26 protein-coding genes and 5 tRNA genes are annotated in these 25,715 nt (G+C 47.2%); 26 read left to right on the top strand and 5 right to left on the bottom strand.

The features are described 5' to 3' along the window. The first annotated feature begins 18 nt into the window (after nt 1–18). From lolB to ychF, 6 genes are all read left to right on the top strand, one after another. Nucleotides 19–645: a lipoprotein insertase outer membrane protein LolB gene (gene lolB, locus DEU30_RS01330; RefSeq protein ID WP_114981527.1), complete on the top strand. Its 627-nt coding sequence runs from the start codon at nt 19–21 to the stop codon at nt 643–645. After that, a complete protein-coding gene (ispE, locus tag DEU30_RS01325) occupies nt 636–1,496 on the top strand; it encodes a 4-(cytidine 5'-diphospho)-2-C-methyl-D-erythritol kinase (protein WP_114981528.1) in 861 nt (286 codons plus the stop codon). The genes lolB and ispE overlap by 10 nt, the downstream gene beginning before the upstream one ends. 15 nt (nt 1,497–1,511) lie before the next feature. Then, nucleotides 1,512–2,459, top strand: a complete 948-nt coding sequence (locus tag DEU30_RS01320; protein WP_016341307.1) for a ribose-phosphate pyrophosphokinase — start codon at nt 1,512–1,514, stop codon at nt 2,457–2,459. A 138-nt stretch (nt 2,460–2,597) separates the two neighbouring features. Next, the gene (locus DEU30_RS01315) at nt 2,598–3,263 is read left to right on the top strand and encodes a 50S ribosomal protein L25/general stress protein Ctc (protein WP_011234181.1); all 666 of its coding nucleotides are present in this window, start codon (nt 2,598–2,600) and stop codon (nt 3,261–3,263) included. 14 nt (nt 3,264–3,277) lie between these two features. Next, nucleotides 3,278–3,874 (top strand): aminoacyl-tRNA hydrolase, encoded by a 597-nt coding sequence (gene pth / locus DEU30_RS01310; RefSeq protein ID WP_034820237.1) that lies wholly within the window; start codon nt 3,278–3,280, stop codon nt 3,872–3,874. A 6-nt stretch (nt 3,875–3,880) separates the two neighbouring features. Continuing rightward, nucleotides 3,881–4,972, top strand: coding sequence for a redox-regulated ATPase YchF (ychF, locus tag DEU30_RS01305; RefSeq protein WP_011234183.1), 1,092 nt, complete (start codon nt 3,881–3,883; stop codon nt 4,970–4,972). 44 nt (nt 4,973–5,016) lie between these two features. On the opposite strand, the gene DEU30_RS01300 is transcribed toward ychF, so the two are convergent. Genes DEU30_RS01300 through DEU30_RS01285 form a run of 4 tightly spaced genes read right to left on the bottom strand, consistent with a single transcriptional unit; the run spans nt 5,017 to nt 9,242 of the window. Continuing rightward, complete coding sequence (locus DEU30_RS01300) at nt 5,017–5,424, bottom strand: group 1 truncated hemoglobin (protein WP_114981529.1); 408 nt, start codon at nt 5,422–5,424, stop codon at nt 5,017–5,019. A gap of 9 nt (nt 5,425–5,433) precedes the next feature. Further along, nucleotides 5,434–6,288, bottom strand: a complete 855-nt coding sequence (locus tag DEU30_RS01295; RefSeq protein ID WP_114981530.1) for a DUF3034 family protein — start codon at nt 6,286–6,288, stop codon at nt 5,434–5,436. Between the two features lie 6 nt (nt 6,289–6,294). Then, the gene (locus tag DEU30_RS01290) at nt 6,295–8,586 is read right to left on the bottom strand and encodes an EAL domain-containing protein (protein WP_114981531.1); all 2,292 of its coding nucleotides are present in this window, start codon (nt 8,584–8,586) and stop codon (nt 6,295–6,297) included. Further along, a complete protein-coding gene (locus DEU30_RS01285; protein ID WP_227016308.1) occupies nt 8,586–9,242 on the bottom strand; it encodes a methylamine utilization protein in 657 nt (218 codons plus the stop codon). Before DEU30_RS01285 ends, DEU30_RS01290 begins: the two co-directional genes overlap by 1 nt. Before the next feature lie 192 nt (nt 9,243–9,434). On the opposite strand from DEU30_RS01285, the gene DEU30_RS01280 reads away from it, so the two are divergent. The 7 genes from DEU30_RS01280 to DEU30_RS01250 all read left to right on the top strand — a co-directional run bounded on the left by DEU30_RS01280 (nt 9,435) and on the right by DEU30_RS01250 (nt 12,144). Next, complete coding sequence (locus DEU30_RS01280) at nt 9,435–10,817, top strand: class II fumarate hydratase (protein WP_114981532.1); 1,383 nt, start codon at nt 9,435–9,437, stop codon at nt 10,815–10,817. Between the two features lie 24 nt (nt 10,818–10,841). Then, on the top strand, nt 10,842–11,510 hold the full coding sequence (locus tag DEU30_RS01275; RefSeq protein ID WP_110012600.1) for an SDR family oxidoreductase: 669 nt from the start codon (nt 10,842–10,844) through the stop codon (nt 11,508–11,510). A 144-nt stretch (nt 11,511–11,654) separates the two neighbouring features. After that, a tRNA-Met gene (locus DEU30_RS01270) sits at nt 11,655–11,731 on the top strand. 19 nt (nt 11,732–11,750) lie between these two features. Then, a tRNA-Leu gene (locus tag DEU30_RS01265) sits at nt 11,751–11,835 on the top strand. Nucleotides 11,836–11,856: 21 nt separating this feature from the next. Then, nucleotides 11,857–11,931, top strand: a tRNA-Gln gene (locus tag DEU30_RS01260). A 37-nt stretch (nt 11,932–11,968) separates the two neighbouring features. Further along, nucleotides 11,969–12,043: transfer RNA gene (locus DEU30_RS01255), tRNA-Gln, on the top strand. A gap of 14 nt (nt 12,044–12,057) precedes the next feature. Further along, nucleotides 12,058–12,144: transfer RNA gene (locus tag DEU30_RS01250), tRNA-Leu, on the top strand. Nucleotides 12,145–12,221: 77 nt separating this feature from the next. On the opposite strand, the gene DEU30_RS01245 is transcribed toward DEU30_RS01250, so the two are convergent. Further along, complete coding sequence (locus DEU30_RS01245; RefSeq protein WP_114981533.1) at nt 12,222–13,364, bottom strand: FAD-dependent oxidoreductase; 1,143 nt, start codon at nt 13,362–13,364, stop codon at nt 12,222–12,224. A gap of 106 nt (nt 13,365–13,470) precedes the next feature. On the opposite strand from DEU30_RS01245, the gene DEU30_RS01240 reads away from it, so the two are divergent. The 13 genes from DEU30_RS01240 (at nt 13,471) to rlmH (ending at nt 25,714) form a co-directional block, all read left to right on the top strand. Continuing rightward, nucleotides 13,471–14,340 carry a DMT family transporter gene (locus DEU30_RS01240; RefSeq protein ID WP_011234191.1) on the top strand — a complete coding sequence of 290 codons (870 nt, stop codon included), beginning with the start codon at nt 13,471–13,473 and terminating at the stop codon, nt 14,338–14,340. A 79-nt stretch (nt 14,341–14,419) separates the two neighbouring features. Continuing rightward, complete coding sequence (miaB, locus tag DEU30_RS01235) at nt 14,420–15,859, top strand: tRNA (N6-isopentenyl adenosine(37)-C2)-methylthiotransferase MiaB (RefSeq protein ID WP_011234192.1); 1,440 nt, start codon at nt 14,420–14,422, stop codon at nt 15,857–15,859. A 15-nt stretch (nt 15,860–15,874) separates the two neighbouring features. Next, nucleotides 15,875–16,864, top strand: a complete 990-nt coding sequence (locus DEU30_RS01230; RefSeq protein WP_114981534.1) for a PhoH family protein — start codon at nt 15,875–15,877, stop codon at nt 16,862–16,864. Next, the gene (gene ybeY / locus DEU30_RS01225) at nt 16,864–17,355 is read left to right on the top strand and encodes an rRNA maturation RNase YbeY (RefSeq protein ID WP_011234194.1); all 492 of its coding nucleotides are present in this window, start codon (nt 16,864–16,866) and stop codon (nt 17,353–17,355) included. The genes DEU30_RS01230 and ybeY overlap by 1 nt, the downstream gene beginning before the upstream one ends. Beyond that, nucleotides 17,352–18,239 (top strand): CNNM family magnesium/cobalt transport protein CorC, encoded by an 888-nt coding sequence (corC, locus tag DEU30_RS01220; protein WP_011234195.1) that lies wholly within the window; start codon nt 17,352–17,354, stop codon nt 18,237–18,239. Before ybeY ends, corC begins: the two co-directional genes overlap by 4 nt. Continuing rightward, a complete protein-coding gene (gene lnt / locus DEU30_RS01215) occupies nt 18,239–19,750 on the top strand; it encodes an apolipoprotein N-acyltransferase (protein ID WP_114981535.1) in 1,512 nt (503 codons plus the stop codon). The genes corC and lnt overlap by 1 nt, the downstream gene beginning before the upstream one ends. Before the next feature lie 88 nt (nt 19,751–19,838). Further along, nucleotides 19,839–20,036 carry a hypothetical protein gene (locus tag DEU30_RS01210; protein ID WP_011234197.1) on the top strand — a complete coding sequence of 66 codons (198 nt, stop codon included), beginning with the start codon at nt 19,839–19,841 and terminating at the stop codon, nt 20,034–20,036. 36 nt (nt 20,037–20,072) lie between these two features. Then, nucleotides 20,073–22,649, top strand: a complete 2,577-nt coding sequence (gene leuS, locus DEU30_RS01205; protein WP_114981536.1) for a leucine--tRNA ligase — start codon at nt 20,073–20,075, stop codon at nt 22,647–22,649. Between the two features lie 3 nt (nt 22,650–22,652). Then, nucleotides 22,653–23,147: an LPS assembly lipoprotein LptE gene (lptE, locus tag DEU30_RS01200; RefSeq protein ID WP_011234199.1), complete on the top strand. Its 495-nt coding sequence runs from the start codon at nt 22,653–22,655 to the stop codon at nt 23,145–23,147. A gap of 3 nt (nt 23,148–23,150) precedes the next feature. Continuing rightward, the gene (holA, locus tag DEU30_RS01195; protein WP_114981537.1) at nt 23,151–24,233 is read left to right on the top strand and encodes a DNA polymerase III subunit delta; all 1,083 of its coding nucleotides are present in this window, start codon (nt 23,151–23,153) and stop codon (nt 24,231–24,233) included. Further along, nucleotides 24,230–24,859, top strand: a complete 630-nt coding sequence (gene nadD, locus DEU30_RS01190; RefSeq protein WP_114981538.1) for a nicotinate-nucleotide adenylyltransferase — start codon at nt 24,230–24,232, stop codon at nt 24,857–24,859. Before holA ends, nadD begins: the two co-directional genes overlap by 4 nt. Before the next feature lie 63 nt (nt 24,860–24,922). Beyond that, entirely contained in the window at nt 24,923–25,240 is a 318-nt protein-coding gene (gene rsfS / locus DEU30_RS01185; RefSeq protein WP_011234202.1) for a ribosome silencing factor, read from the top strand. 3 nt (nt 25,241–25,243) lie between these two features. Further along, nucleotides 25,244–25,714 carry a 23S rRNA (pseudouridine(1915)-N(3))-methyltransferase RlmH gene (rlmH, locus tag DEU30_RS01180; RefSeq protein ID WP_011234203.1) on the top strand — a complete coding sequence of 157 codons (471 nt, stop codon included), beginning with the start codon at nt 25,244–25,246 and terminating at the stop codon, nt 25,712–25,714. Nucleotide 25,715: the final 1 nt, after the last annotated feature.

Here is a 25,715-nt window from a genome sequence, read left to right as displayed (position 1 = left end):
TTGCAGCAATTGAAAAATATGATTCAACGCCGACTATTCTGGGTTTACCTGGTTGTCATAACATCGTTAACCGGGTGCGCGCTGCCGACGCCATCAGAGCAAGCAAGCAGTACCGAAGTTAATCAACGTATTATTGACGCTCATCAACAAAAGCTGGAGCAGTTGCAACAGTGGTCGTTAAGTGGCCGCATGGCGGTTATTCAAAAGCAAAATAAGGAAAGGGACAGTTTTTACATTAACTGGCACTACCAGCCTCACCAACAGGTTATTCGTTTTTCTCACCCGCTAAAAGGCCAACTGGCTAAGCTGACCGTCGATGACAGCGGCGCCTTGTTAACTGACTCCGATGATCAGGAACGCTGGGCTCCTTCAGCAGACGCTTTATTATACCGTCTACTGGGTGCTGCCGTTCCCTTTGAGCAATTACACCACTGGGTTCTGGGCAGAAAAACAAACTCACTAAAGTCTGTGAGTTATCATAAAGATGGAACCTTAGCTCAGTCGGCGATATTTCACCGGGGTCAAAACTGGCAGCTCAGCTGGTTCTATGATCAGGACAAAGTACAAACAGTAACCTTGCCGGAACAAATCCACCTGGAAAGTCCGGACCTACTGATAAAGGTACAAGTGAACGAATGGCAGTAAACACCTTAACGCTCCCAGCTCCGGCGAAACTCAACCTATTTTTGCATATTATCGGGCGCCGCTCCGACGGGTACCACAATTTACAGACTGTTTTTCAGTTTCTGGACTACGCCGACACTCTGAAATTCTATACCGCCGCCGACGACAAGTTTGATTTAATTGACCACAATAGCCACATTCCCCGCGACGAGAATTTAGTCTGGAAGGCGTTAACAGCGCTAAGAAAAACATACGAAGAAAAAGGCATTACGCAACTTCCTGGCTGCTCGATTGAATTAATTAAGAGACTTCCTCAGGGTGCCGGGCTAGGTGGTGGTTCATCTAATGCGGCAACCGCACTGGTGGGGCTGAATCAGCTTTGGGGTAGCCATTTAAATAGCACTGAATTACAGGCAATAGGTCGCAAACTCGGTGCCGATGTGCCTGTGTTTATTCATGGACATGCTTGTTTTGCTGAAGGTATCGGCGATGTGTTCACTAATATAACACCGCCTACTCCGTGGTATTTAGTGGTTAAACCCAATGTTTCTATCAGTACGGCTGCGTTGTTCTCTCACCCTAAGCTAGAACGCAACTGCTCGCCGGTTACCGCGGACAACTGGCAACAGCAAAAAGTCGCGAATGTGTTTGAACCAGTGGTCTGCGATCTACACACCGAAGTTGCTATGTTACGCCGTGCCTTGCTAGAATACGCCCCGACTCGGCTCACTGGCAGTGGAGCATGTCTTTTTTCAACATTCGAAACAAGACAAGCCGCAAAGGAAGCGCAACAGCAGGTTCCCAAAGAACTTTGCTCATTTATCGCTCAAGGCCAGAACCGTTCACCACTTATCCAGACATTAACCCAATAAAAGTCGAGGTATGTTGTGCCTGACATGAAACTTTTCGCCGGCAACGCCACTCCTGAGCTAGCCCAGAAAATCGCCGATCGCCTTTATATCAAACTTGGTGAAGCTTCCGTTGGTCGCTTTAGTGACGGCGAAATTAGCGTCGCCATCAATGAAAACGTCCGCGGTTCCGACGTCTTTATTCTTCAATCTACGTGCGCCCCAACCAATGACAATTTAATGGAACTCATTGTTATGGTGGACGCCTTACGTCGTGCGTCTGCTGGTCGTATTACTGCAGTGATGCCTTATTTTGGTTACGCTCGTCAGGATCGCCGGGTTCGTTCAGCTCGTGTTCCTATTACTGCTAAAGTTGTTGCCGATTTCTTATCCAGTGTGGGTGTTGACCGTGTACTGACTGTCGACTTACACGCAGAGCAAATTCAGGGCTTCTTCGATGTGCCTGTCGATAACGTTTTCGGAACCCCGGTTTTATTAGAGCACATGCGTCAGCAAAACTTCGACCATCCGGTTGTGGTCTCTCCTGATATTGGTGGTGTTGTGCGTGCTCGTGCTTTTGCCAAGCTAATGGACGACACCGATTTAGCCATCATTGATAAGCGCCGTCCGTCAGCCAACGTATCGCAGGTTATGCACATAATTGGTGATGTTAAAGGCCGTGACTGCATTATTGTCGATGACATGATTGATACTGGCGGAACGCTTTGCAAAGCCGCAGAAGCACTGAAATCTCACGGTGCAAAGCGTGTGTTTGCTTACGCTACTCACCCGGTATTTTCCGGTAATGCGGTGCAGAACATTAAAGACTCTGAAATTGACGAATTTATCGTTACCGACAGTGTTCCGCTAAGCGATGCGATGAAAGCCACTGGTAAAGTTACTCAGTTAACCTTGTCTGGTATGCTTTCAGAAGCACTGCGCCGCGTTAGTAATGAAGAATCTATTTCAGCAATGTTCGATTACTGATTGTTGTAATTATTCCTGCCCAGTGCTAGTATTGCGCGCCCTTAGAAACCGGCCTCGTTGTCGGTTTCTAAGTTTCTGGGTCAGCTCTTGGTCGCGAGTGCTGACAAATAAAAACTTTAAACATTGAGAGGCCAAATCATGGCTGAATTAGATTTTAACATCCAAGCTACCGTCCGCACGGACAAAGGGAAAGGTGCGAGCCGCCGCCTGCGTCATGAGGACAAAGTACCAGCGATTTTATACGGTGGTCAGGGCGAGCCTATCGCATTAGCGTTAGACCACAATAAAGTGAATAACATGGCCGACTACGAAGCCTTCTATTCACACATTGTGACGCTGGAATTTGATGGTAAGAAACATCAGGCAATCCTAAAAGACATGCAGCGTCACCCGTACAAGCCTAAATTGACTCACCTGGATTTCCAGCGTGTAGAAAAAGGCCACAAACTTCACACTAACTTACCTCTGCATTTCTTAAACGAAACAACTGCGAAGGGCGTTAAAGAAGAAGGCGGTGTTGTTGTTCACCACGTAAACGACGTGGAAATTACTGTATTACCGAAAGACTTACCAGAATACCTGGAAGTTGATATTGCTGAACTCAGCGTAGGTGACACCATTCACCTGACTGACTTAAAACTGCCTAAAGGCGTTGAGTTAGTTGAACTGACTAAAGGTGAAGACCATGACCAGGCGGTTGTGTCTATTACTGCTCCTCGCGTCGAGAAAGAAGAGACCGAAGAAGATACAGTAGCACCTGGCGACGTTCCTGCTGAAAACAGCAAAGACGCTGACGAAGAATAAGTCAGTCTCCTGTTATGGGAACTGAAGTGAAACTGCTTGTGGGCCTGGGAAATCCGGGCCCCGAGTATGAACGAACTCGCCACAACGCTGGTTTCTGGTTAGTCGATGACTTTTGCAGACGCCACGCGATTACGCTCTCCCCTGATGCAAAAAGCAAAGCTCTGATTGGACGCTGGCAACAAGGCGCTCATGACCTGCGCATTGTATTACCACAAAATTTTATGAACCGTAGTGGCTTCTCTGTTGCGGCTCTGGCTAACTTTTATAAAATACCGGCTAACGAAATTTTAGTGGCTTACGATGAGCTCGATTTACCACCCGGCGTTGCTAAGTTTAAGAAAGGTGGAGGTGCCGGCGGGCATAACGGAATTAAAGACATTATTGCCCAGACAGGCAGCCAGGACTTTATGCGGTTACGCATTGGTATTGGCCACCCGGGCGATAAAACGAAGGTAACTGGCTTTGTCTTAGGCAAAGCTTCAGCAAATGAACAGCGGCTTATTGATGACTGTATCGATGAAGCCAGCCGCAGTATCGACACATTAATGGCGGAAGGCTGGGGAACTGCGTTGCAGCGCCTGCATAGCTACCGCCCTGAACAGAAAGGCTAAACTCTCATGGGATTTCGATGTGGTATCGTTGGTTTACCTAACGTAGGTAAATCCACTCTCTTCAACGCACTGACCAAAGCAGGCATTGAAGCTGCAAACTTTCCATTTTGTACCATCGAACCAAACACTGGCGTTGTGCCTGTTCCTGACCCTCGCCTTGATAAACTAGCCGCTATTGTTAACCCAGAACGAGTCATTCCAACAACCATGGAGTTTGTGGATATCGCCGGGTTAGTTAAAGGTGCTTCAAAAGGCGAAGGCTTAGGTAACCAGTTTTTAGCAAACATTCGTGAAACTGACGCTATTGGCCATGTTGTTCGCTGTTTTGAAGACGACAACATAGTGCATGTCAGCGGTGGTATCGACCCTGCCGATGACATTGACACCATTAACACCGAGCTGGCATTAGCCGATTTAGACTCGGTTGATAAGTCTCTATACCGTTTAAGTAAAAAAGCAAAAGGTGGAGATTCACAAGCTAAAGCCGAAATCGCCGTGCTGGAAAAGCTGAAACCGGCACTGGACGAAGGCCAAATGGCTCGTTCTGTTGAGCTAAGCAAAGATGAGCGTGCCACTATTCGTTCATACAACTTGCTGACTTTAAAGCCGACTATGTACATTGCTAATGTCAACGAAGACGGCTTTGAAAATAACCCACATCTTGACAAAGTTCGTGAAATTGCCGCAACCGAGAATGCGGTAGTCGTTCCGGTATGTGCCGCTATTGAATCAGAAATTGCCGAGCTGGACGAAGCCGATAAAGAAGAGTTTTTAAGCGAGCTGGGTCAGGACGAACCGGGGCTTAACCGCGTTATTCGTGGCGGCTATGAACTACTAAACCTGCACACTTACTTCACTGCTGGCGTAAAAGAAGTTCGCGCCTGGACAGTTAAAGTGGGTTCAACTGCACCGCAGGCAGCCGGACGCATTCATACTGACTTTGAAAAAGGCTTTATTCGTGCCGAGATTGTTGGTTATGACGACTATATAGCTAACAACGGTGAACAAGGCGCAAAAGATGCTGGGAAATGGCGTCTGGAAGGGAAAGAGTACATTGTGAAAGACGGCGATGTCATTCACTTCCGCTTTAACGTTTAAATACCGATTAGTGGCTCGCTCTCAGCGAGCCACTTTTTCCCTCATTACTCTTCAACAATATCGCCATGCATTGGCGCCAGCACGCCCAATAACTGATTCTGCGCTGAAACCGGCACATCCTCTTTTTCCATTGCAGCAATCAAGTGTTCGACTAAAGCGTTAAAATCCGCATTGTCGACTCCCATATTACGATGGGAAGTTTTCATATCCTCGCCACTGTAATCACAAGGACCACCACTTAAGTCACACACTTGTTCACTGATGAGTTTGTGCACACGCATAATATCAACACCATCAAAATGATGCGCAATACGCTCATCACCACCCACCCGATAAAGCATTTCTTCGACGATAGTCTCTATGCCCTGCTGCTCACCCAGTTGCTGATACAGACTCTGAGCAGAGCTAAGCGGCGAAAACAACAAGGCCGCCATTAACAAAACGGTTTTCATAGTCTCTCCTTAAAAGGCTGCCTGAACCGATAAATACCAACCCGTTTGATCATCCAGGCCGGCAATCGAGCCCAGATCGGTGTAGGCACCAACAACCGATACATGTTTATTCGGGAAATAAGCAACAAAAAGATCTTTCCAGTCCTGCTCTTGAGCAAAACTTAAGTTGTCCGGTTTCTGTCGGTACTCAACGCCTACAGCCCAATAACGATTAATAAACGCAGCTACGGAAGCTTCAGCCAGCCACTCGCGGCCATCTTCTTTATCGCCGCCAAAACCCAGTAAGCCCAATTGGTTAGCTTTACTTGAACGCAAAGTCAGATTAGCAACCCAGGTACGGTGGAAAGGCCCGTCTAGCCATGCTTTTGCCGCACTGACATACCAGTCGGTGCTACTGTCATCCTGAGAGCCTACCGCCTCTGGCAACTCATAATCGTTGTTCTTCTTGTGTTGTAAACCCAGGCTTATTTGCGGTAGGTCACCATAAATTAAATCTCCTGCCAAACGTACTTTTGCACCAACAATGCTTTGGCTCAATTCGCCGCCAATAGTGGAGAGATCAAAGGTTTGTTCAGCATACGAAAGCTCAATACGGTTGTTCCAGCTCAAACTGGCGCCCTGAACACTTAAGCGGAAATCATCAACTGAAACTTCACTTAAGTTAACCGTCGCGCCAAATTGGCCTTCACCGGCATAACTGCTTAACGTAGCCCAGGGCACTATGCCTCCGCCGCCAGAGCCTTCAAGACTACTGGTACCACCGGTCGCTAGTAATCGGGCTCCCTGATCCGCTGCTGCAGGCGGGGTTAAAGCTAGAGCACAGGTCAGCAAAAAACCGCCGCCATATAAACACTTGTTCATCATTCGTTATCATCCATTGGTTTCATGGTTATTTAAGTAATCTATAAAGCCTGAAATTGGTAAGGGTTTGCTAAAGAAATAGCCTTGCAACTCATCGCAATGCATCGACTGCAACACTCTCCAGCTATCCTCATTTTCCACACCTTCTGCAACGACACGAAGACCTAACTCGTGAGCTAAGTGTATGGTTGAACGAACAATAGATTTGTCCTTAGACTCCTCGCTCAAATGCTGTACAAAGGCCCGGTCTACTTTCAATTCCTCTACCGGTAAACGCCGCAATTGCGCCAATGAGGAGTGCCCGGTACCGTAGTCATCAATTGATATTGAAAACCCAAGACGCTTCAATGTTTCCAGCCGGGCAATGGCTTTTTCCGGGTCTTTCATTACCGCACTTTCTGTAATTTCCAGTACCAGTAATTTTGGCAACTCAGGAAAATCAATAATGAGTTGTTCAAACAGCAAGGGTAAGGTGTCGCTCAATAAGTCGACGGTTGACAAATTGATGCTCAATTTTAAAGTCCGCCCCTGCTCATGCCAGCTCTGAAGCAGTTTGGCCGACTCTCTGCACACCCAGTTGGTCAACTCTGTAATGGCTCCGGATTGCTCTGCTAACGGAATAAATTCATCCGGTCCGACAAATCCGAGCTTATCACTTTGCCATCTCAACAGTACCTCAGCCCCCACCACTGAACCCGTCTGGCAATTAATTTTAGGTTGCAGTACAAGATGTAGCTCCTTATCCGCTACTGCGTCTTTAAGGGACTCGATAATTTGCAGACGTCGCATGTATTGTTCGTCCAATCCACTCTTATATTCAACATAAAAGCTCTTCTGGAGTTTGGACTGCTGAACACTGACTTGCGCGCGACGAATAAGTAAATCGACCTCGTTGCCATGCCCAGGAAAATAAACAACACCGATATTAAAGGCCAGTCGATAATCACTGTCGCCGACTTTAAAAGGCGTATCAAGAAAAGAGTGAAGCTCTTTAATTTTGTTGTCGAGATCGAATTCGGACTTATCAGAAGCGTATAAAACAGCAAATTCGTCGCCACCGATGCGAGCCAATAATTCAGCGTTGCCACAACACCACTTCAGCCGGGCAGATAACTGACGCAGGATGTCATCACCGATTTCCTGCCCCACACTGTCGTTGAGAACTCTGAATTGATGAATATTCAACAATAACAGGCATCCGGAGCTGGTATTGCCATCTAAACGGTACTGTAACTGCTCACGGAAAAACGAACGATTCGGTAAATCGGTTAAATGGTCATGAGATGCCTGATAAGAAATTCTTTTTTCACGTTCGGAAATAGCCTTGCGCATGCTGCCAAAGGTATTGGCCAGCTCTCCGAACTCATCGTCGTTCAGCGACAACTCGGATTCGCTGTAGTCGCCTTGCTGTAATTTCCTAGCCGCTCCCGATAACTGCTGTAACGGACGAGAAACCCCTCGGGCTATAATCGCCGCTAAAAGCATCGCTATAACCAGAGCGACAATTGCAATTAAAGCAATTTGCCAATGCAGCCGTGTGAACTCGGCGGCCGCCGTTTCAAGTGACGTTGTCAATGCCACATGAACGGCGTCATCGGAACCGGCATCAAGCACCACTTCACTCCCCGCCAGTTCCTGGCTTAACAGCCAGTTATCAAGAGTATGACCGTCTTTGTTCAGGGCTTTTGCAAACGAGGACACTTGTCGGGCCTCCAGACTGGAAGCAATGACTTTTCCCGAGTTCTCCAGCCACAGGGTGATATCGGCATTAGCCAGGTTTTTTAACTCTTCTGCTAACCCCGAATCCACTTTAAAACCTAAGGTTGCCCAGGCAATAAGATTTGGAGCATTAACCGGTACTGTAACCAGTTGAAACAGTTCTCCTTCGACAACCGCCAGTTCACTGTTCGAGCCTGCCCCACTATGGCTAATGCGTAGCTTATCAAAAGCATGAGATGATGCTATTTCTTCGCCCTCGGGAGTTTGCAGCACCATCAACTCAGCTTCAATGCGCTCACCGTAATTGACCAAAGCTGACACTATGGTTTCCCGATCTTTTGAAGCCACCGCGCGTTTAAACCCAAAATCATCGGTAAGAACTTCTGCCGCTTGCAACAACTGAGCGCTACGGCTATCCAGAAGCTCCCGGAAGACTCTTTCACTGACACTAAGCTCACGTTCAATGGAGCGGCCTAACTGATTCTCTGTAGCGACCCAAACTGCAGCTAACGCAACCAACAAAGCGCCAGCTACAAGCCCTGCAAGGATGAGAACTAAACGGGTTCTGAACCGTGTTATCATCAATTCCCTCTACGATTAAAGCGCTGTTCCAGCCGCGACGGCTCTTTATCTTTCTGCACCGGCGGTGATACTTGCACCTGCGCGGTTAGCTTCCCTGAATCTGAGGCTAATTGCACGCTCTGTGCTTTAGACAATTCGTCCCCCATCCAATAATGCCAAACCTTGATTTCAGCGGGCGGTTCTCTTTCTTCCAGATTAAGCTCCGCAATACCTTGTTCATTCGTTACAGCAACATCATATTCGTCACTTACCAACACATAGGCAACCATCTGGTCGTGAATATTGCACCCGAGAGTCACTATGCCAGCTTTATCAAAATTAACACTTGGCTTTTCTTTATCGGAATAAAGTTTTAACTCAAAATTCTTAGCCGCAGAGAAAGAGTAAACATGGTGTCGAATGTTATCACTGTTAGGAAAAACAACGTCAGTGCCAGGCTCTACTGCGCTAACCGTGGGCGTAAACTGCTTGTCCACCTGATCAACTACCGCCGACTGCCCAGGCACTTTGACAGACGGCTTTTCCCTCTCAATTAATAGTGCAGCATTTACCAACGGCTGACCATCTGCGGCCACAACCTCAACCGTTACGGTATCTGCAACCACGTTTTGAACCGCAGATACCATGAAAAAAACACCAACAAAAAATCGCTTCACACAGGATCCTCCACAAAATTACCATTGGGCGCACATCAGTCAACCGTAACCGAAAAAACGAAACTGCGCTATGATTGGAGTACGTATTAATGATCCACTATGGTTCATTATTGGTATTTGAAATACTCAGTGTCGACATACTAGTTTCGATACGAAGCTTTTACTCTTAAGCTTATGACAGGAGGGATATTCATGAGTCAGGATTATCGCACAGAGAAAGACAGTATGGGCGAGGTCAAAGTCCCCTCAAAAGCACTTTATGCTGCACAAACTCAACGCGCCGTTGATAACTTTTCCATCAGCGGGTTAACTTTACCCACTCAGCTAATACAAGCCATCGCAATGGTTAAAGCGAGTGCGGCCGGAGCAAACGCTAAAATCGGTCAGTTAGAAAAGGAACAGGCTGACGCCATTATTAAAGCGGCTAAAGAAATCATTAACGGTCAACACTTAGAGCACTTCCCTATCGATGTATTTCAAACCGGTTCAGGCACCAGTTCCAATATGAATGTGAACGAGGTTATTGCCAATTTAGCTAAACAAAACGGTGTTGAAATTCACCCCAATGACCATGTGAACCAAAGCCAGTCAAGCAACGATGTTATACCTACCGCCATTCAGGTAGCGAGTGTGCTGGCTGTAGAAAAACAGTTAGAACCGGCTTTAAAAGGTCTTATTGACACCATTCGCAAGAAAGCCATTGAGCTACGCAATGTGGTAAAAACCGGCAGAACCCATTTAATGGATGCCATGCCAATGACCATGGCGCAAGAACTTGAAGCCTGGGCGGGTCAGTTGGACGTTACAGCTGAACAACTTCCACAGTTATTGCAGCGCAGCCGCGTTCTTCCTCAGGGCGGTACAGCAATAGGTACCGGAATAAATGCCCCTAAAGAATTCGCAGCTGAGTTTGCCGAACAGTTGACTCAGCTTAGCGGCAGTGACTTTAAACACTCCGCGAACCCTTTTACGGGTATTGCCGGACAGGAAATCAATTTACAACTCTCGGCACAACTGAATACGCTGGCGACTACCTTACTCAAAGTCAGTAACGACTTACGCTGGATGAACAGTGGACCACTGGCGGGCTTAGGCGAAATTCAGCTAACCGCATTACAACCCGGAAGCAGTATTATGCCGGGTAAAGTGAACCCGGTTATTCCGGAAGCTGTAGCTATGGTTGCCGCTCAGGTAAATGGTAATCACACCACAATTACAACCGCAGCTCAGCAAGGCAACTTCCAGCTAAACGTTATGCTGCCGGTTATTGGCTACAACTTACTACAGTCCATTAATATACTCAGTAACAGTTGTGAAGCTCTGGCAAGCAAAGCTATTGCCGACTTCGAGGTTAATGAAGAGCGACTGCAACAAGCTTTAGCGAAAAACCCTATTCTGGTAACGGCTCTTAATCCGGTCATTGGCTACAATAAGGCCGCTGAAATTGCCAAAGTAGCTTATAAAGATGGCAGAGCAATTATCGATGTTGCTGATGAGATGACCGACTTAGGTCGTGACCGGCTGGAGCAGTTGCTGGACCCGAAAAAATTAACTGAAGGTGGCGTTAGCGAATAGCGCCCCTGGTATTTGGAGTACAAAATGAGTCAACAACAGGTTTTAATTACCGGTGCAAACCGCGGCATTGGCTACGAGTTTGCGCGCCAGTACGCTGAAAAAGGCTATAAAGTTATTGCGGTTTGCCGTAACAACTCAAAGCAACTGACTGAGTTAGATGTCGATATTATTGAAGGCATTGACGTTACAAAAGCGTCAGATCTTCTTCGTCTTACGGAAAGCATCGGTGATAAAAAAATTGATGTTTTAATTAATAACGCTGGACTGCTTCATAAAGACGAACTGGGTGAACTAGACGCCGGTAATATCCGTGCTCAATTTGAGGTCAATGCGTTAGCCCCGCTACGAGTCACTGAAGCTCTGCTTAAAAACTTGACGGGCGGCAGCAAGGTGGCATTGATTACCAGTCGTATGGGTTCCATTGGCGATAATGGTTCCGGTAGTCGTTATGGTTACCGAATGTCAAAAGCCGCATTAAATGCAGCGGGCAAATCTCTGGCGCTGGACCTAAAAGATAAAGGTATTTCCGTTGTTCTGCTGCATCCGGGCTTTGTACAAACCGAGATGGTTAACCACGCCGGAGATATTCCACCGGAAACCGCAGCTGAACGTTTAATGCAACGCATTGAAGAATTGAATTTAGATACCACCGGACAGTTTTTTCATAGCAACGGAGAAAGCCTGCCCTGGTGATTTGCTGCCTTTTTAAGCAAATAACTGCTTTTTTGCTCAAACGCGCCCGTTAATATCGTTTTTTCTCAAAAATAGGTTGACGGGCTGCGGAGCGATTTGCATAATACGCGCCGCACTCACAGAGAGCGGTAAGTAAAAAGGTATGGCTACGTAGCTCAGCTGGTTAGAGCACAGCACTCATAATGCTGGGGTCGCAAGTTCGAATCTCGCCGTAGCCACCAACCTTTAACTGATAATGATGCGGACGTGGTGGAATTGGTAGACACGCTGGATTTAGGTTCCAGTGCCTCACGGCGTGAGAGTTCAAGTCTCTCCGTCCGCACCAACTCTCAGAGCCAGCTAAAATTGGGGCATAGCCAAGCGGTAAGGCAGCGGGTTTTGATCCCGCGATTCCCAGGTTCGATCCCTGGTGCCCCAGCCATTAGTTGTTTCCAAAAGTGATTGCCATCTTAGTAGGATGGGGCATAGCCAAGCGGTAAGGCAGCGGGTTTTGATCCCGCGATTCCCAGGTTCGATCCCTGGTGCCCCAGCCATACTAACTACTGTTGCGGTGGTGGCGGAATTGGTAGACGCGCTAGCTTCAGGTGCTAGTGTCCGTAAGGACGTGGGGGTTCAAGTCCCCCCCTCCGCACCACTTTATTCGAGTATAATCTTGCTCAAGTAAAAGTGGAAAAACAGAAAGGCCACCTTAAGGTGGTTTTTTTGTGCCTGTTATTCGCCCACAGCCTGCTTTAACAAGCAACGCTTAACCCACGGAAAAGCAGCTACTTTCAAGGATGCTGCGGTTGCAAACTGCATAACTGGATTACGACTGCGCCAACCAAACTGTATGGCATCCATCATTCTCATCATTTTCGCATTTTCGCCTTGCCGGGTCTTTTCGTATTTATCCAAAGCTACGCTTGGAGTATTTTCCTGTAGTACCTCAACCAGACAGCGAACATCGGCAAACCCCAGATTAACGCCCTGCCCGGCCATAGGGTGAATACTGTGAGCAGCATCGCCTAATAAAACAATAGAGCCTTCTTTAACGTAGTGTGCAGCATGTTTTCTCTGCAGCGCAAAACTAGCGCTTTTAAGTACCCGGAAATTACCGATATGGGGAGAAAAGGTCTCTCGCAAATAGTCTTCAAGACCCGCCTTGTCTCTCTGCAGGGAGTTGATGTTGTCACGTAAGCCGTAGTCTATAAGGCAAGCTTGTTGCTCGGTCAATGGCAGTAGAGCATAAGGCCCCTGCGGGCGAAAAACTTCCCAGGTTTCAGGTTCTATCGGCTTTTCCAGACTGACATTAGCTAATAAGCAACGTTGCTCGTAGTCCCAGCCCCGATAATGAAAACCAGCAAGCTGCGCCACTATAGAATTGGCTCCGTCACAGCCCAACAACAGATCATAACTGAGCGTATCGCCCTGACTTAAAACCACTGTTTTTGTCCCGGCATTGAGTTTATCGAGCGTTTCGCCTTCTCGTAAATCAACGTTCTTAAGAGAGCGCAGTTTTGTCCATAGCGCAAGCTGCAAAGCATTATTTTCGACCATAACGCCAAGTTTGGATAAGCCCGCTTCATTCGCCTGAAAGCTCAGGTTATGGCCACTTTGCGATGTTACGCTCAGTTTCTGATAATCGAAAACCCGCTGCTGACGCACACAAACGCCAATGCCTAACTCTAGCAACCATTCCCAATTGCTGTTATTCACAGACGATATGCGTAAATCCCAATCAGGGTCTGTACCGCTATCTTTTCCCGGAGGAAAAGGTTCAAGTAAGGTCACATTTGCACCGTGCTGCGCTAATGCCAGCGCTGCCGACGCACCAACCATTCCGCCGCCATTTATTAATACTGATAGCTGTTTCATGTACCGCGCGCTCTCTCCTCACATTCCCGCTAACCCTTATAAATAACACATCTCGTGGTGAATTTCCGTTATCATAGTCAATAAGACGATGTTCAGAGTGTTTTTTATGCAGACCAGGGAAAGTTCACAAAAAGCGGTCATTATTGCTTCTTTGCTTATTTTAAGTGCCGAAGCCAGTTTTGCAGGCGTCAGTGCGCTGGTTAAATACATCAGTCAGGATCAACCTTTCGAGCAATTGGTCTTTTTTCGTAACCTGATGGCCTTTCTCGTTCTTCTTCCCTGGTTATGGCGAAAAGGTCTTGGCAACTTAAAAACAGAACGCCTGAAACTGCACCTTATTCGTGGTGCTGCGGGCATTGCCGCTATGTACTTGTTTTTCTACGCTATTGCGACAATTCCGCTGGCGCAGGCTACTCTGGTTCTGTTGCTGTCCCCCTTTTTAATTCCAGTTATTGGCTGGCTTTGGCTACACGACTATGTGGCTAAACAAACCTGGCTGGCTATTGGGCTGGGTTTTATTGGTGTCTTTATTTTTCTCGACCCTATGAACAGCGAGCTTTCACCTGTCATCGGGTTAGCCTTTTTAGCCGCCGCATTCGCAGCCTTCACCAAAACCGTCATTCGCCGCATGTCAGACACCGAATCGACAAGTAAAATTGTATTTTATTTTTCTACTCTGGCCACCATTGCTTCAGGGCTTCCGCTGCTGTGGTTGTGGCAACCTATTCCAACTCAGCACTGGCTTGGAGTTGTTGTTATGGGCTTGCTGGCAGTTTATGGGCAATTGGCTATGACCAAAGCTTTTTCCATCGCCCCACCGGCAAAGGTTGGAGTGTTTACTTACAGCTCAGTTTTGTTCGCCGCTTTACTCGGCTACTGGTTATTTGGAGAGGAACTTGCCTGGCACATGCTGTGGGGCGCGTTAATCATTGTTGTTGCAGGCTATTTTGCCATACGAACACGGCGCAAAAGTTAATCATTTCAAACTTGGCAATCTGCTCCAATACGCGATAAAATAAGCGCCTTATACGAAATCCATCAACCATCGAGTGGTCATGAGTAAGAAGTTATATATCAAAACCTGGGGTTGCCAGATGAACGAGTACGATTCCACCAAAATGGCGGAATTGCTCCACTCAACCCACGGCTACGATGTTGCCGAAGAAGCCGAAGATGCCGATCTCATTCTTTTGAACACCTGTTCCATCCGCGAAAAAGCGCAGGAAAAGGTTTTTCACCAGTTAGGTCGCTGGAAAAACCTGAAAAAGAACAATCCGAATTTATTGATTGGTGTTGGTGGCTGCGTTGCTTCTCAGGAAGGCAATGAAATACGCGCCCGCGCGCCTTTTGTCGATATTATCTTTGGCCCTCAAACCTTGCACCGCTTACCGGAAATGGTTAATCAGGTCAGCGAGACTCATGCGCCTATGGTTGACGTCTCTTTTCCTGAAATTGAAAAGTTTGACCGTCTAGCCGAGCCTAAAGCAGACGGTGCCAGTGCTTTTGTCTCTATTATGGAAGGCTGCAGCAAATATTGCTCATTCTGTGTTGTGCCTTACACTCGTGGTGAAGAAGTCAGTCGCCCGGTTGATGATGTCATTTATGAAATTGCACAACTAGCGGAACAAGGCGTCCGTGAAGTAAACCTGTTAGGACAAAACGTTAACGCCTATCGCGGTGAGCATTACGACGGCGAAGTGTGCCGCTTTGCTGAATTGCTGCACCTGGTTGCGGCAATTGATGGTATTGATCGGATTCGCTATACCACATCGCATCCGGTTGAATTTACAGACGACATTACCGAAGCCTATAAAACCATTCCGGAGCTGGTCAGCCATTTACACTTACCAGTACAAAGTGGTTCAGACCGTATATTGACCATGATGAAGCGTGGTCACACGGCGTTGGAATACAAATCGAAAATTCGCGCCTTGAAAAAAGCGCGCCCTGATATCGCCATGTCATCAGATTTTATCATCGGTTTCCCCGGCGAAAGCGATGCCGATTTTGAAGCAACCATGGATCTTATCCAGAGCATTGACTTCGACATGAGCTTCAGCTTTATTTATAGTGCTCGCCCGGGAACGCCAGCGGCTGATTTACCTGACGACATTAGTGAAGAAACCAAGAAAAAGCGGCTGCAGCTATTACAGCAACGTTTGAACCAACAGTCTATGGCGCACGCTCGTCGTATGCTGGAGACGGAGCAACGCATATTGGTTACCGGACCATCGAAAAAGAACCCGATGGAGCTTACCGGACGCACTGAAAACAATCGGGTTGTAAATTTTGTTGGTCAACCCCATATGATTGGACAGTTCGTTGATGTACGTATTACCGAAGTTCTTCCTAACTCGCTACGCGGTGAGTTAATTCGGGAAGAAGCCGATATGGGGCTTCGTGTAGATACGGCACCAGAAATTATTTTGCAAAGAGGAAAATCGAGCGAGCCTGATGAATTAGGCGTTGTTCGAATGCCTCGACAAGCCAGTTAAGTAAAGAGGAAACGATTGAGTCCACAAACACAGACACTTGATTTTGAGCTAGAGCCGACGGATTCACGTCGGCTTTCCAATCTCTGCGGTCCTTTAGATGAGAATCTGAAGCATATAGAGCGTCGCCTCGGCGTAGAAATAACGCACCGCGGTCATCAGTTTCAGTTGATAGGTCACGCAGCCAGCGTTGCAGCCGTGCACAAATTGTTACTCGATCTCTACATTGAGACGGCAACCGTAAAGGGCAAAGAAGGCCAGATTGAACCCGAACAAGTTCACCTGGCCATTCAGCAGGCCAAAGTTCTTGAGCAAAGCGACGATCAAGGCGACCCTGCCGCTGAAAAAATGACTCACATTAAAACCAAACGCGGCTTAATTAAGCCTCGCAATCATAATCAGGCGGGTTATGTTCGTGCCATTCTGGCTCATGACGTTAATTTTGGTATTGGACCTGCCGGTACCGGAAAAACTTATCTGGCAGTAGCTTGTGCAGTAGATGCTTTGGAACGTCAGGAAGTGCGCCGTATTCTCTTAACTCGTCCGGCGGTAGAGGCGGGTGAAAAGCTGGGTTTCTTACCGGGAGACTTAGCTCAGAAAGTAGACCCTTACTTGCGCCCTCTTTATGACGCTTTATTTGAAATGCTCGGCTTTGAAAAAGTTGAAAAGCTGATTGAGCGTAACGTCATTGAGGTGGCTCCGTTAGCATACATGCGTGGTCGAACGCTGAATGATGCCTTCATTATTTTAGATGAAAGCCAGAATACCACTTGTGAACAAATGAAGATGTTTCTGACCCGTATTGGTTTTAATTCACGAGCGGTCATTACCGGCGACATCACTCAGGTGGATTTACCCCGCGGTCAACGCTCAGGGTTAAGGCACGCCATTGAGGTACTAAATAAAGTAACAGACATTAGCTTTACCTTCTTTCAAGCCGGCGATGTCGTGCGTCACCCCGTAGTGCAGCGCATCGTTCAAGCCTACGAGGAATTCGATAAAAGCTAATGGCTGATTTAACACTAGACTATCAACTGGCTGACGGTATTACCAAAGCTCCAGAGGAAAACGCTGTCCACAGTTGGGTCGCAGCCACTCTGGATTATCTGCAAGAAAATGATAAAGCGGTTGAGCTAACAGTGCGCATTGCTGCATTAGAAGAAGCTCAGCAGTTGAATAATGAGTTCCGTAATAAAGATTACGCCACCAATGTTTTGTCTTTCCCCTTCAATAGCCCGGTCGAATTACCCGTCACTTTGTTAGGTGATTTGGTTATCTGTCAGAGCGTCGTTGAACGTGAAGCTGAAGAGCAACAAAAGTCAGCCATCGACCACTGGACGCATATGGTGATACACGGTACTCTCCACCTATTAGGTTACGATCATATTGAAGACGACGAAGCCGAAGAAATGGAACAAATTGAACGTAACATCTTAGCGAGTCTGGGAATATCAGACCCGTATCAAACCGCAGACAACATGGAGCTTAACACTCAATGAGCGACGACAACCCCCACTCAGCCAACGGCTCATCGGGAAAATCCTGGGCAGCGAGACTGCTGCAAGTATTCGCTGGTGAGCCGAAAAGCAGAGAAGAACTCGTCGATTTGATTCAGGACGCCGAAGACCGCGACCTGATAGACAACGATACCAGAGAGATGATTGAGGGCGTTCTCGATGTCGCTGAGCTTAAAGTCCGCGACATTATGATTCCACGCTCACAAATGGTCACCATTGATATCCATCAAGGTGTAGACGAATTCCTGCCTATCGTTATCGATTCTCAACACAGTCGTTACCCGGTTGTTACTGACAACAAAGATCACGTTGAAGGCATTCTGTTAGCAAAAGACTTGCTCAGCTACGGCTTTAACATGACCGACGAAGCCTTTTCGCTGGACAAAGTCATGCGCCCCGCGGTTATCGTTCCGGAGAGTAAACGCGTTGATGTGTTACTAAAAGAGTTTCGTTCCAACCGTTACCATATGGCTATTGTTGTCGATGAGTATGGCGGCGTATCTGGCCTGGTAACTATTGAAGATATTCTGGAAGAAATAGTTGGCGAAATTGAAGACGAAACCGATGCTCATGGTAACGATGAGAAAAACAATATTCGTCGCCTTAGCCCAAGCCGCTATTCAATAAAAGCTTTAACTACCATTGAAGACTTTAACCAATACTTTGATACCAACTTCAGTGATGAAGAACACGACACTGTTGGTGGCCTTGTTGCGCACGGCTTTGGCCATTTACCACAGGCAGGTGAAGAAGTTAAACTCGGTAACATGACTTTCCGGGTCACTAACGCAGATAAAAGACGTATTCAACAACTGCAAGTCAGTCTGGACTCTGATACCGATACCTCGCCGGAGTCTGCACAGTAATGATAACACCCTCAGGAAGCGTTACACGCTCTTTACTGTTAGTGATTTGCGGCGCTCTCCTGACGCTGTCTTATTCACCTTTTCACTGGCATTGGCTGCCGTTTATCATTCTGCCTATAGTGGTAAGACTGATATGGCCCCTCGCCCCTAAACGGGCATTCAGGGCTGGCTTTGTCTTTGGCATGGGCTGGTTCGGTGCCGGTTTAAGCTGGATTTACGTTAGCATCGATCAGTATGGTGGTGTTCCGGTTCCGGTTACGCTGCTTCTATTAGTACTACTCTTTGCTTATTTAGCACTGTTTCCTGCAATTGCATTTTGGTGTTGGCAGAAGCTCTCTCATCGTAAATTTGCCTGGCGCTTCAGCCTGCCTTTCTTTTGGCTTATTGCTGAGCTACTCAGAGGCTGGCTATTCACGGGCTTCCCCTGGCTAAGTCTCGGCTACAGCCAAACTGATGGTATTTTCGGTGGGTTGGCTCCGGTTATTGGTGAAACCGGTATTACGGTGGCTCTTTGGTTTACTGCCATTACTTTGGTTCTGGCGCTAAGATTCAAAAAGCCGGCGTCGCTTTTAATTCCACTTGTTTTTCTCACTTGCGCTGTCGTATTTCCTAAAATACAACCCACAGAGAGAAAAACAGAATCTATGTCGGTATTGCTGGTACAGGGCAACATCCAACAGTCATTAAAATGGCAGGCTGAACAGCAATGGCCGAATATTCTGCGCTACCTTGATTTAACCCGTCCCAAGTTTAACCACGATCTGGTTATTTGGCCTGAATCCGCTATAACGGCACTTGAGCCCTACGCGAGTGATGTCCTCAATACAGTAGAACAGTCTGCGAGCATGAACGGCTCAGCCTTAATTACCGGTATTATTGACTACGACAGATTAAACGACGATTTTTACAACTCGGTTATAGTGCTGGACGAAGAAAGCTACAGTTACGGCAATGCTAACCGCTACCAAAAACATCAACTGCTGCCCATAGGGGAATTTGTTCCCTTTGAAGACCTTTTACGCCCGCTGGCTCCGTTATTTAACCTCCCAATGTCGTCATTTAGCCGCGGGGGATACCAACAACCTAACCTTAAAGCTAACGGTAGTAACCTGGCCATGGCAATATGCTATGAAATAGCTTTTGCAGGGCAAGTTCGTAGCAATACCTACGACGATACCGACTATCTGGTGACCATTAGCAATGACACTTGGTTTGGTGATTCACACGGCCCCTGGCAACACATGCAAATAGCGCGGATGCGTGCAATGGAGCTTGGCAAACCCTTATTGCGGGCAACGAATAATGGTGTCACAGCTGCCGTTGACGAACATGGCCAATATATAGAGCTGGCTCCGCAGTTTACCGCAACAGCATTATCTGCCGATGTTTATCCGGTTAGTGGTTCAACGTTATTTAATAAAATTGGTAACTGGGGAGCTATAATTCTGGCTCTGTTTGGCTTGTTACCTGTAATCGCTACAAAACGTACTAAGAAACACGCTCAGACATAGTCATCGGGCGCGAAAATCAGTACACTATAAAGGCTTAGCAGAACTATTCTGTTGCTGTTCTTTTCCATTTTTTCACAGGGATCTCATTATGGAAAATATATTTGACGCTATTCTTTTTGCTGTGCTTATTGCTGCAGGTGGTCTGGGACTCACTTCCTGGCTCATGTTGTTCGCCATTGATAAGTCAGAGCCTGCCGAAGTCAAACAACGCGCTGTTTTTGAAAACGGTTTTTTTGGTCTGGCCGGCATAGTCGTTGTACTTCTTATGTGGTACGCAATTAGCTAAACCGATATTTAAATTCAAACGGAATCAGCAGGAATTATGCAAGAACAATACAATCCGAGCAAAATCGAATCTGCCATGCAAAAACGCTGGCAGGAACAAGACGTATTTACGGCAAAGGAGCAGCCGGGCAAAGACAAGTTCTACTGCCTGTCTATGTTCCCCTACCCTAGCGGAAAGCTGCACATGGGGCATGTTCGTAATTATACTTTAGGTGATGTCATTAGCCGTCATCAGCGTATGCTCGGAAAGAATGTTATGCAACCTATGGGCTGGGATGCCTTTGGGCTACCTGCTGAAAATGCCGCTATACAAAATAAAACGGCACCGGCGAAATGGACTTATCAAAATATCGATTACATGCGCGAGCAGTTAAAAAGCTTAGGTTTTGGCTACGACTGGAACCGTGAGCTCGCGACTTGCTCGCCGGATTATTATCGCTGGGAACAATGGTTCTTCACTAAGCTTTATGAAAAAGGCCTGGTGTATAAGAAGAATGCGACGGTCAACTGGGACCCGGTAGACCAGACGGTGTTGGCCAATGAGCAAGTCATTGACGGCCGAGGCTGGCGTTCAGGCGCTAAAGTCGAGCAAAAAGAAATTCCTCAGTGGTTTATTAAAATAACCGATTACGCTGAAGAGCTGTTAGACGATTTGGATCAGCTTGATGGCTGGCCAGAACAGGTCAAAGCGATGCAACGTAACTGGATCGGCCGCTCAGAGGGCGTCGAAATTGACTTCAACGTCGCCTCCTCGGAGCAGACTTTACGCGTTTATACCACCCGTCCGGACACACTTTACGGTGTTACCTACATGGGCGTTGCAGCACAGCATCCTTTAGCTACGGAAGCCGCTAAAACGAATCCTGAACTGGCTAAATTCATTGAGGAGTGCAAAAACAGCAAAGTTGCAGAAGCTGATATTGCCACCATGGAAAAGCTGGGGATGGACACCGGTATTAAAGCCGTTCACCCAATGACCGGCGAAGAAATTCCGGTGTGGGTCGCTAACTTTGTTTTAATGGATTACGGTTCCGGTGCCGTTATGGCCGTGCCTGCACATGACCAGCGCGACTGGGAGTTTGCAACGAAATACCAGTTGGAAATTCGCCCGGTAATTGAACCTCTTAGTGGCGATAGTGACATTGAAAAAGCAGCCATTACTGAGAAAGGCACCGTTATTAACTCGGGGCCATATAACGGCATGAGCTCGGCACAAGCCTTTGACGCTATTGCAACCGAGCTAAAAGAGAAAGGCATTGGTGAGCGTAAAGTCAATTACCGTTTGCGCGACTGGGGAGTATCTCGTCAGCGTTACTGGGGAACTCCAATTCCAATGCTGAACCTGGAAAATGGTGAGTCTGTGCCGGTACCTGAAGATCAGCTACCGGTTAAACTGCCCGAAGACGTGGTGATGGACGGAGTCAATTCACCGATAAAATCTGATCCCGAATGGCGTAAAACCGAATATAACGGCCAGCCAGCAGAACACGAAACCGATACCTTCGACACCTTTATGGAGTCGTCGTGGTACTACGCCCGTTACTGCAGTGCACAAACTGATGATGCCATGCTGGATCCGGAAAAAGCTAACTATTGGTTACCGGTCGATCAATATATTGGTGGTATTGAACACGCCATTTTGCATTTGCTGTATGCCCGTTTCTTCCATAAGTTACTGCGCGATACTGGCTTAGTGGAATCTGACGAGCCATTCAAGCGTCTTCTGTGTCAAGGCATGGTACTGGCGGACAGCTATTACCGCGAAGATGAAAAAGGCGGTAAGCAGTGGGTGTCACCTCTTGAAGTTGACATTGAGCGTGACGACAAAGGTGCCATCGCCGGAGCTAAACATAAGCAAGACGGCCAGCCGGTTAATATCGGCGGCATGAGCAAAATGTCAAAGTCTAAAAATAACGGTGTTGACCCGCAAACCATGGTTGAACGCTATGGCGCGGATACCGTACGGTTATTTATGATGTTTGCCGCACCACCGGAAATGACGCTGGAGTGGTCAGATTCTGGTGTTGAAGGTGCGCAACGCTTTTTACGCCGTCTATGGAAACTGACTTACGACTTAAATAACGCCGGCGGCGCTTGTTCAGGTCAAAGCTTAAATGCAAACCAAAAGCAGCTGCGTCGCGAGTTGCATAAAACCATCGCTAAAGTCAGCGATGACATGGGACGCCGCCAGCACTTTAATACAGCAATAGCAGCCATTATGGAGCTGCTCAACCACTTACAAAAAGCGCCATTGGAAAGCGAAGCGGACCGTCAGGTATTAGCTGAGTCTATCGATGCGATGGTTCGTATGCTTGCGCCTATCACGCCGCATATCTGTGAGCAATTATGGCAGGAGCTGGGGCATCAGGAGCCACTGTCTTTCGCTGACTGGCCGGCCGTTGACGAAAGTGCGTTGGTTGAAGACGAAAAACTGATTGTGGTGCAAATTAATGGCAAGGTTCGAGCCAAATTAACCGTACCGGCCGACGCTTCCGCGGAACAAGTTGAGCAAATTGCTTTTGATGAAGAAGCTGTACAAAAGCATACTGAGGGCAAAGACGTTCGTAAGAAAATCTACGTGCCCGGAAAAATTCTCAATATTGTTGTTGGATAACCTATGCGCGTTACCTTAAACCTTGTACTCACCCTGCTGCTGATAGCCACTCTTAACGGGTGTGGCTTTCAGCTGCGTGGAAACTACCAGCTACCGGAAACGTTGCAGGCGGTTTCTCTGCAAAGCCATGTTTCAAAAGAATTAAGTGAGCATATGGAGCAGCGCTTTATTCATTCGGGGATCCAGGTATCTAAAGCGGAACAGCCTGTTGTTGTTCGGCTTCTTTCAGATAAGTTAGAGCGAAGAACATTGTCGTTGTTTGAAAGTGGCCAGGTTGCAGAATACGAGCTTTTGTATCAGGTCAATTATCAGTTGTTCAACAACGAAAAACTGCTACTTGAGCGAACGGTTGAAGTCGCGCGGGACTATCAGGACGACCCTAACTTTGTATTGGCTAAAACCCGCGAACGGGAAATGCTGGTCGATGAAATGAGAGCCGAAGCGTCACGCCTTATTTTGCAACAAATCATCTCCGAAATGTCGGAATCGAATTCCTAGCCAATGCAAACTATCTACCCTGAAAAGCTCGAACACTTCCTGCAACAGAATGGGATTCCCCCTGTCCTGCTAGTGTTTGGTGATGACCTTTTACTCAGGAACGACGCGCTGGCTAGTATTCGAAAAAGCTTAGCCAGTGATGACCTCGAGCGGGTGCATTGGTTACAAAGTAAAGACTTCGACTGGCAACAACTGTCTTCCGGAGAACAGTCAATGAGTCTGTTTGGCAATAAGCGTCTGGTTGAGCTGGAATTGCCCGAAAACAAACCCGGTCGGGACGGTTCTGCCGCATTGACCGAATACGCAAAGAATCAGGCCGACAGCGAAATTCTGGTTGTTATTGGCGACCGGTTAAAAAAAGAGACCCAAAACAGTCGCTGGTTTAAAGCACTGGCAGAACGCGGTCCGCTGGTTCGCACCCAAAGCCCGGATAAGTCACAGTTGCCCGCCTTTATTCACCAGCGTGCTCAGCGTTATCAACTCACTCTCGCCGCGGGTGTCCCGGAAAAGTTATCAGACTGGTTTGAAGGAAATTTACTTGCTCTGGATCAGGAACTCAGCAAATGGCAATTGCTGAGCAACGACGGTGTCATTACGGAAGACTTTCTGAAAAGCTCCATTGATGATGTCAGCCGCTTTAGTGTGTTTGCGCTGCAGGAAAGTATCCAGCAGCAAGATTTCGAAGGTGCGTTGCATCGTCTCGAGCGCTTACTGGACGAAGAAAATGACTTTCACAGGCTTATCTGGATTTTGCAGCGCGAAGTACAATTGCTAACAGCGTTGCAAAAAGCTAAGCAGACACAAACCGATACAAACGCGCTTTTCCGTCAATTTATGATTTGGCCTAATCAGCAACCGGGGTATCACCAGCGCGCAAATCAATTGAGCCAGCAAACTCTATTGAGTGCACAGCAACTCATTGAGAGAATAGAAGCGGCGCTTAAGCTCGATAGCGGCGAATCTCCTCTTACATTGACAACACATCTACTCAGTTTACTTTGCTGCAATAATGCCAACGCCATTAATGACGGACTTTCGGTATTTAACCACGGCATTGAACCGAACGAAAAATTTATTCAGCTATGATACGCGCAATTTTTGGCGGCACCTTCGATCCTATTCATAACGGGCACCTGCAAACGGCAGCCGCTCTGGTGAAAGAACTTGGTATTTCAACTTTAGCATTAATGCCAAGCGCGGTGCCGCCGCATCGTCCACAACCGGATGCCAGCCCTGAGCAGCGGTTAGACATGGTTAAGCTTGCGTCTCAATACCACAAGGCTTTCACTGTCGAGGACTGGGAATTAAGACAGGACAGACCGTCCTTTACTGCCAATACATTAAGTGAATTTAAAACTCAGTTCCCTGATGACACCCTACTCTTTGTAATGGGGATGGATTCATTAATGAGTCTTTACCGCTGGCATCATTGGCGCCAGCTTATTGAGTGTGCTCACCTTGTTGTTATGCCAAGAGCAGGAGCTCCTTTTAACCCTAAAAACGACGAGCTCAAAGAGTTTATTTCAGTCCATCTGACCCGCAATAAAAACGCCTTGAATACACAAAGCCAGGGGCTGCTTTATATTGCAGAAACTCCAATGGTCGATGTTTCCGCCACTGAACTGCGGAAACAACTTCAGCAGCGTGAAAAAAACCTGCCACTACCTTCCAATGTTTATGACTATATAAGACAACATCAGCTGTATTTGTAACTGAACACTTTTCCTAATTTCTGTTAAACTTCGGGTTTTAATCCTTAAATCGGAGAAAATCTTTTGCAGGCAGAAGAATTGCGTGAATTTGTCATTGATAAAATCGATGATCTTAAAGGTCGTGACGTTCAAATTTTAGATGTTCATGATAAAACCGACGTTGTTGACTACATGATCATTTGCTCTGGCAGCTCGAAAACGCATGTAAGAAGCATTGCTGAACATGTAGCGACAGAAGCAAAGCATGCTGGCACGCCGCCTATTGGCGTAGAAGGTGGAGAACAGTCGGAGTGGGTTTTAGTTGACCTTGGTGATGTTGTTATACATGTTATGCAAGACAGTATTCGCGACTTCTATCAATTAGAAAAACTCTGGGGCTAGTCAGTGCAAATTCAATTACTCGCCGTTGGCACCAAAATGCCCACGTGGGTTACTGAAGGCTTCAACGAATATAAAAAACGGTTCCCGGCGGATTGTAAGCTAGTGCTGCATGAAATAGCGGCTCAAAAGCGAACACGCAAAGCAGACTTAAACCGCGTTATGCAACAAGAAGGCAAATCGCTGCTGCAAGCCATACCCAAAGGGAACCGAATTGTCACTTTAGAAGTCAAAGGTCAGGCTTGGGACACTCCCAAACTTGCTCAGCAATTAGAAAAGTGGCAAATGGACGGTAGAGATGTCACTCTGTTAATTGGTGGGCCCGAAGGGCTTTCTGATGAATGCTTGGCAGCAGCAGAGCAGCGATGGTCTTTGTCCAAATTAACATTGCCCCATCCAGTAGTGAGGTTAATTGTCGCAGAAAGTCTTTACCGGGCATGGAGCCTGAATAACAATCATCCGTACCATAGAGAATAAG

Source organism: Idiomarina sp. 017G (assembly GCF_004362265.1).
GTDB lineage: Bacteria > Pseudomonadota > Gammaproteobacteria > Enterobacterales > Alteromonadaceae > Idiomarina > Idiomarina loihiensis.
This window is presented reverse-complemented; position numbering and strand designations above follow the sequence as displayed.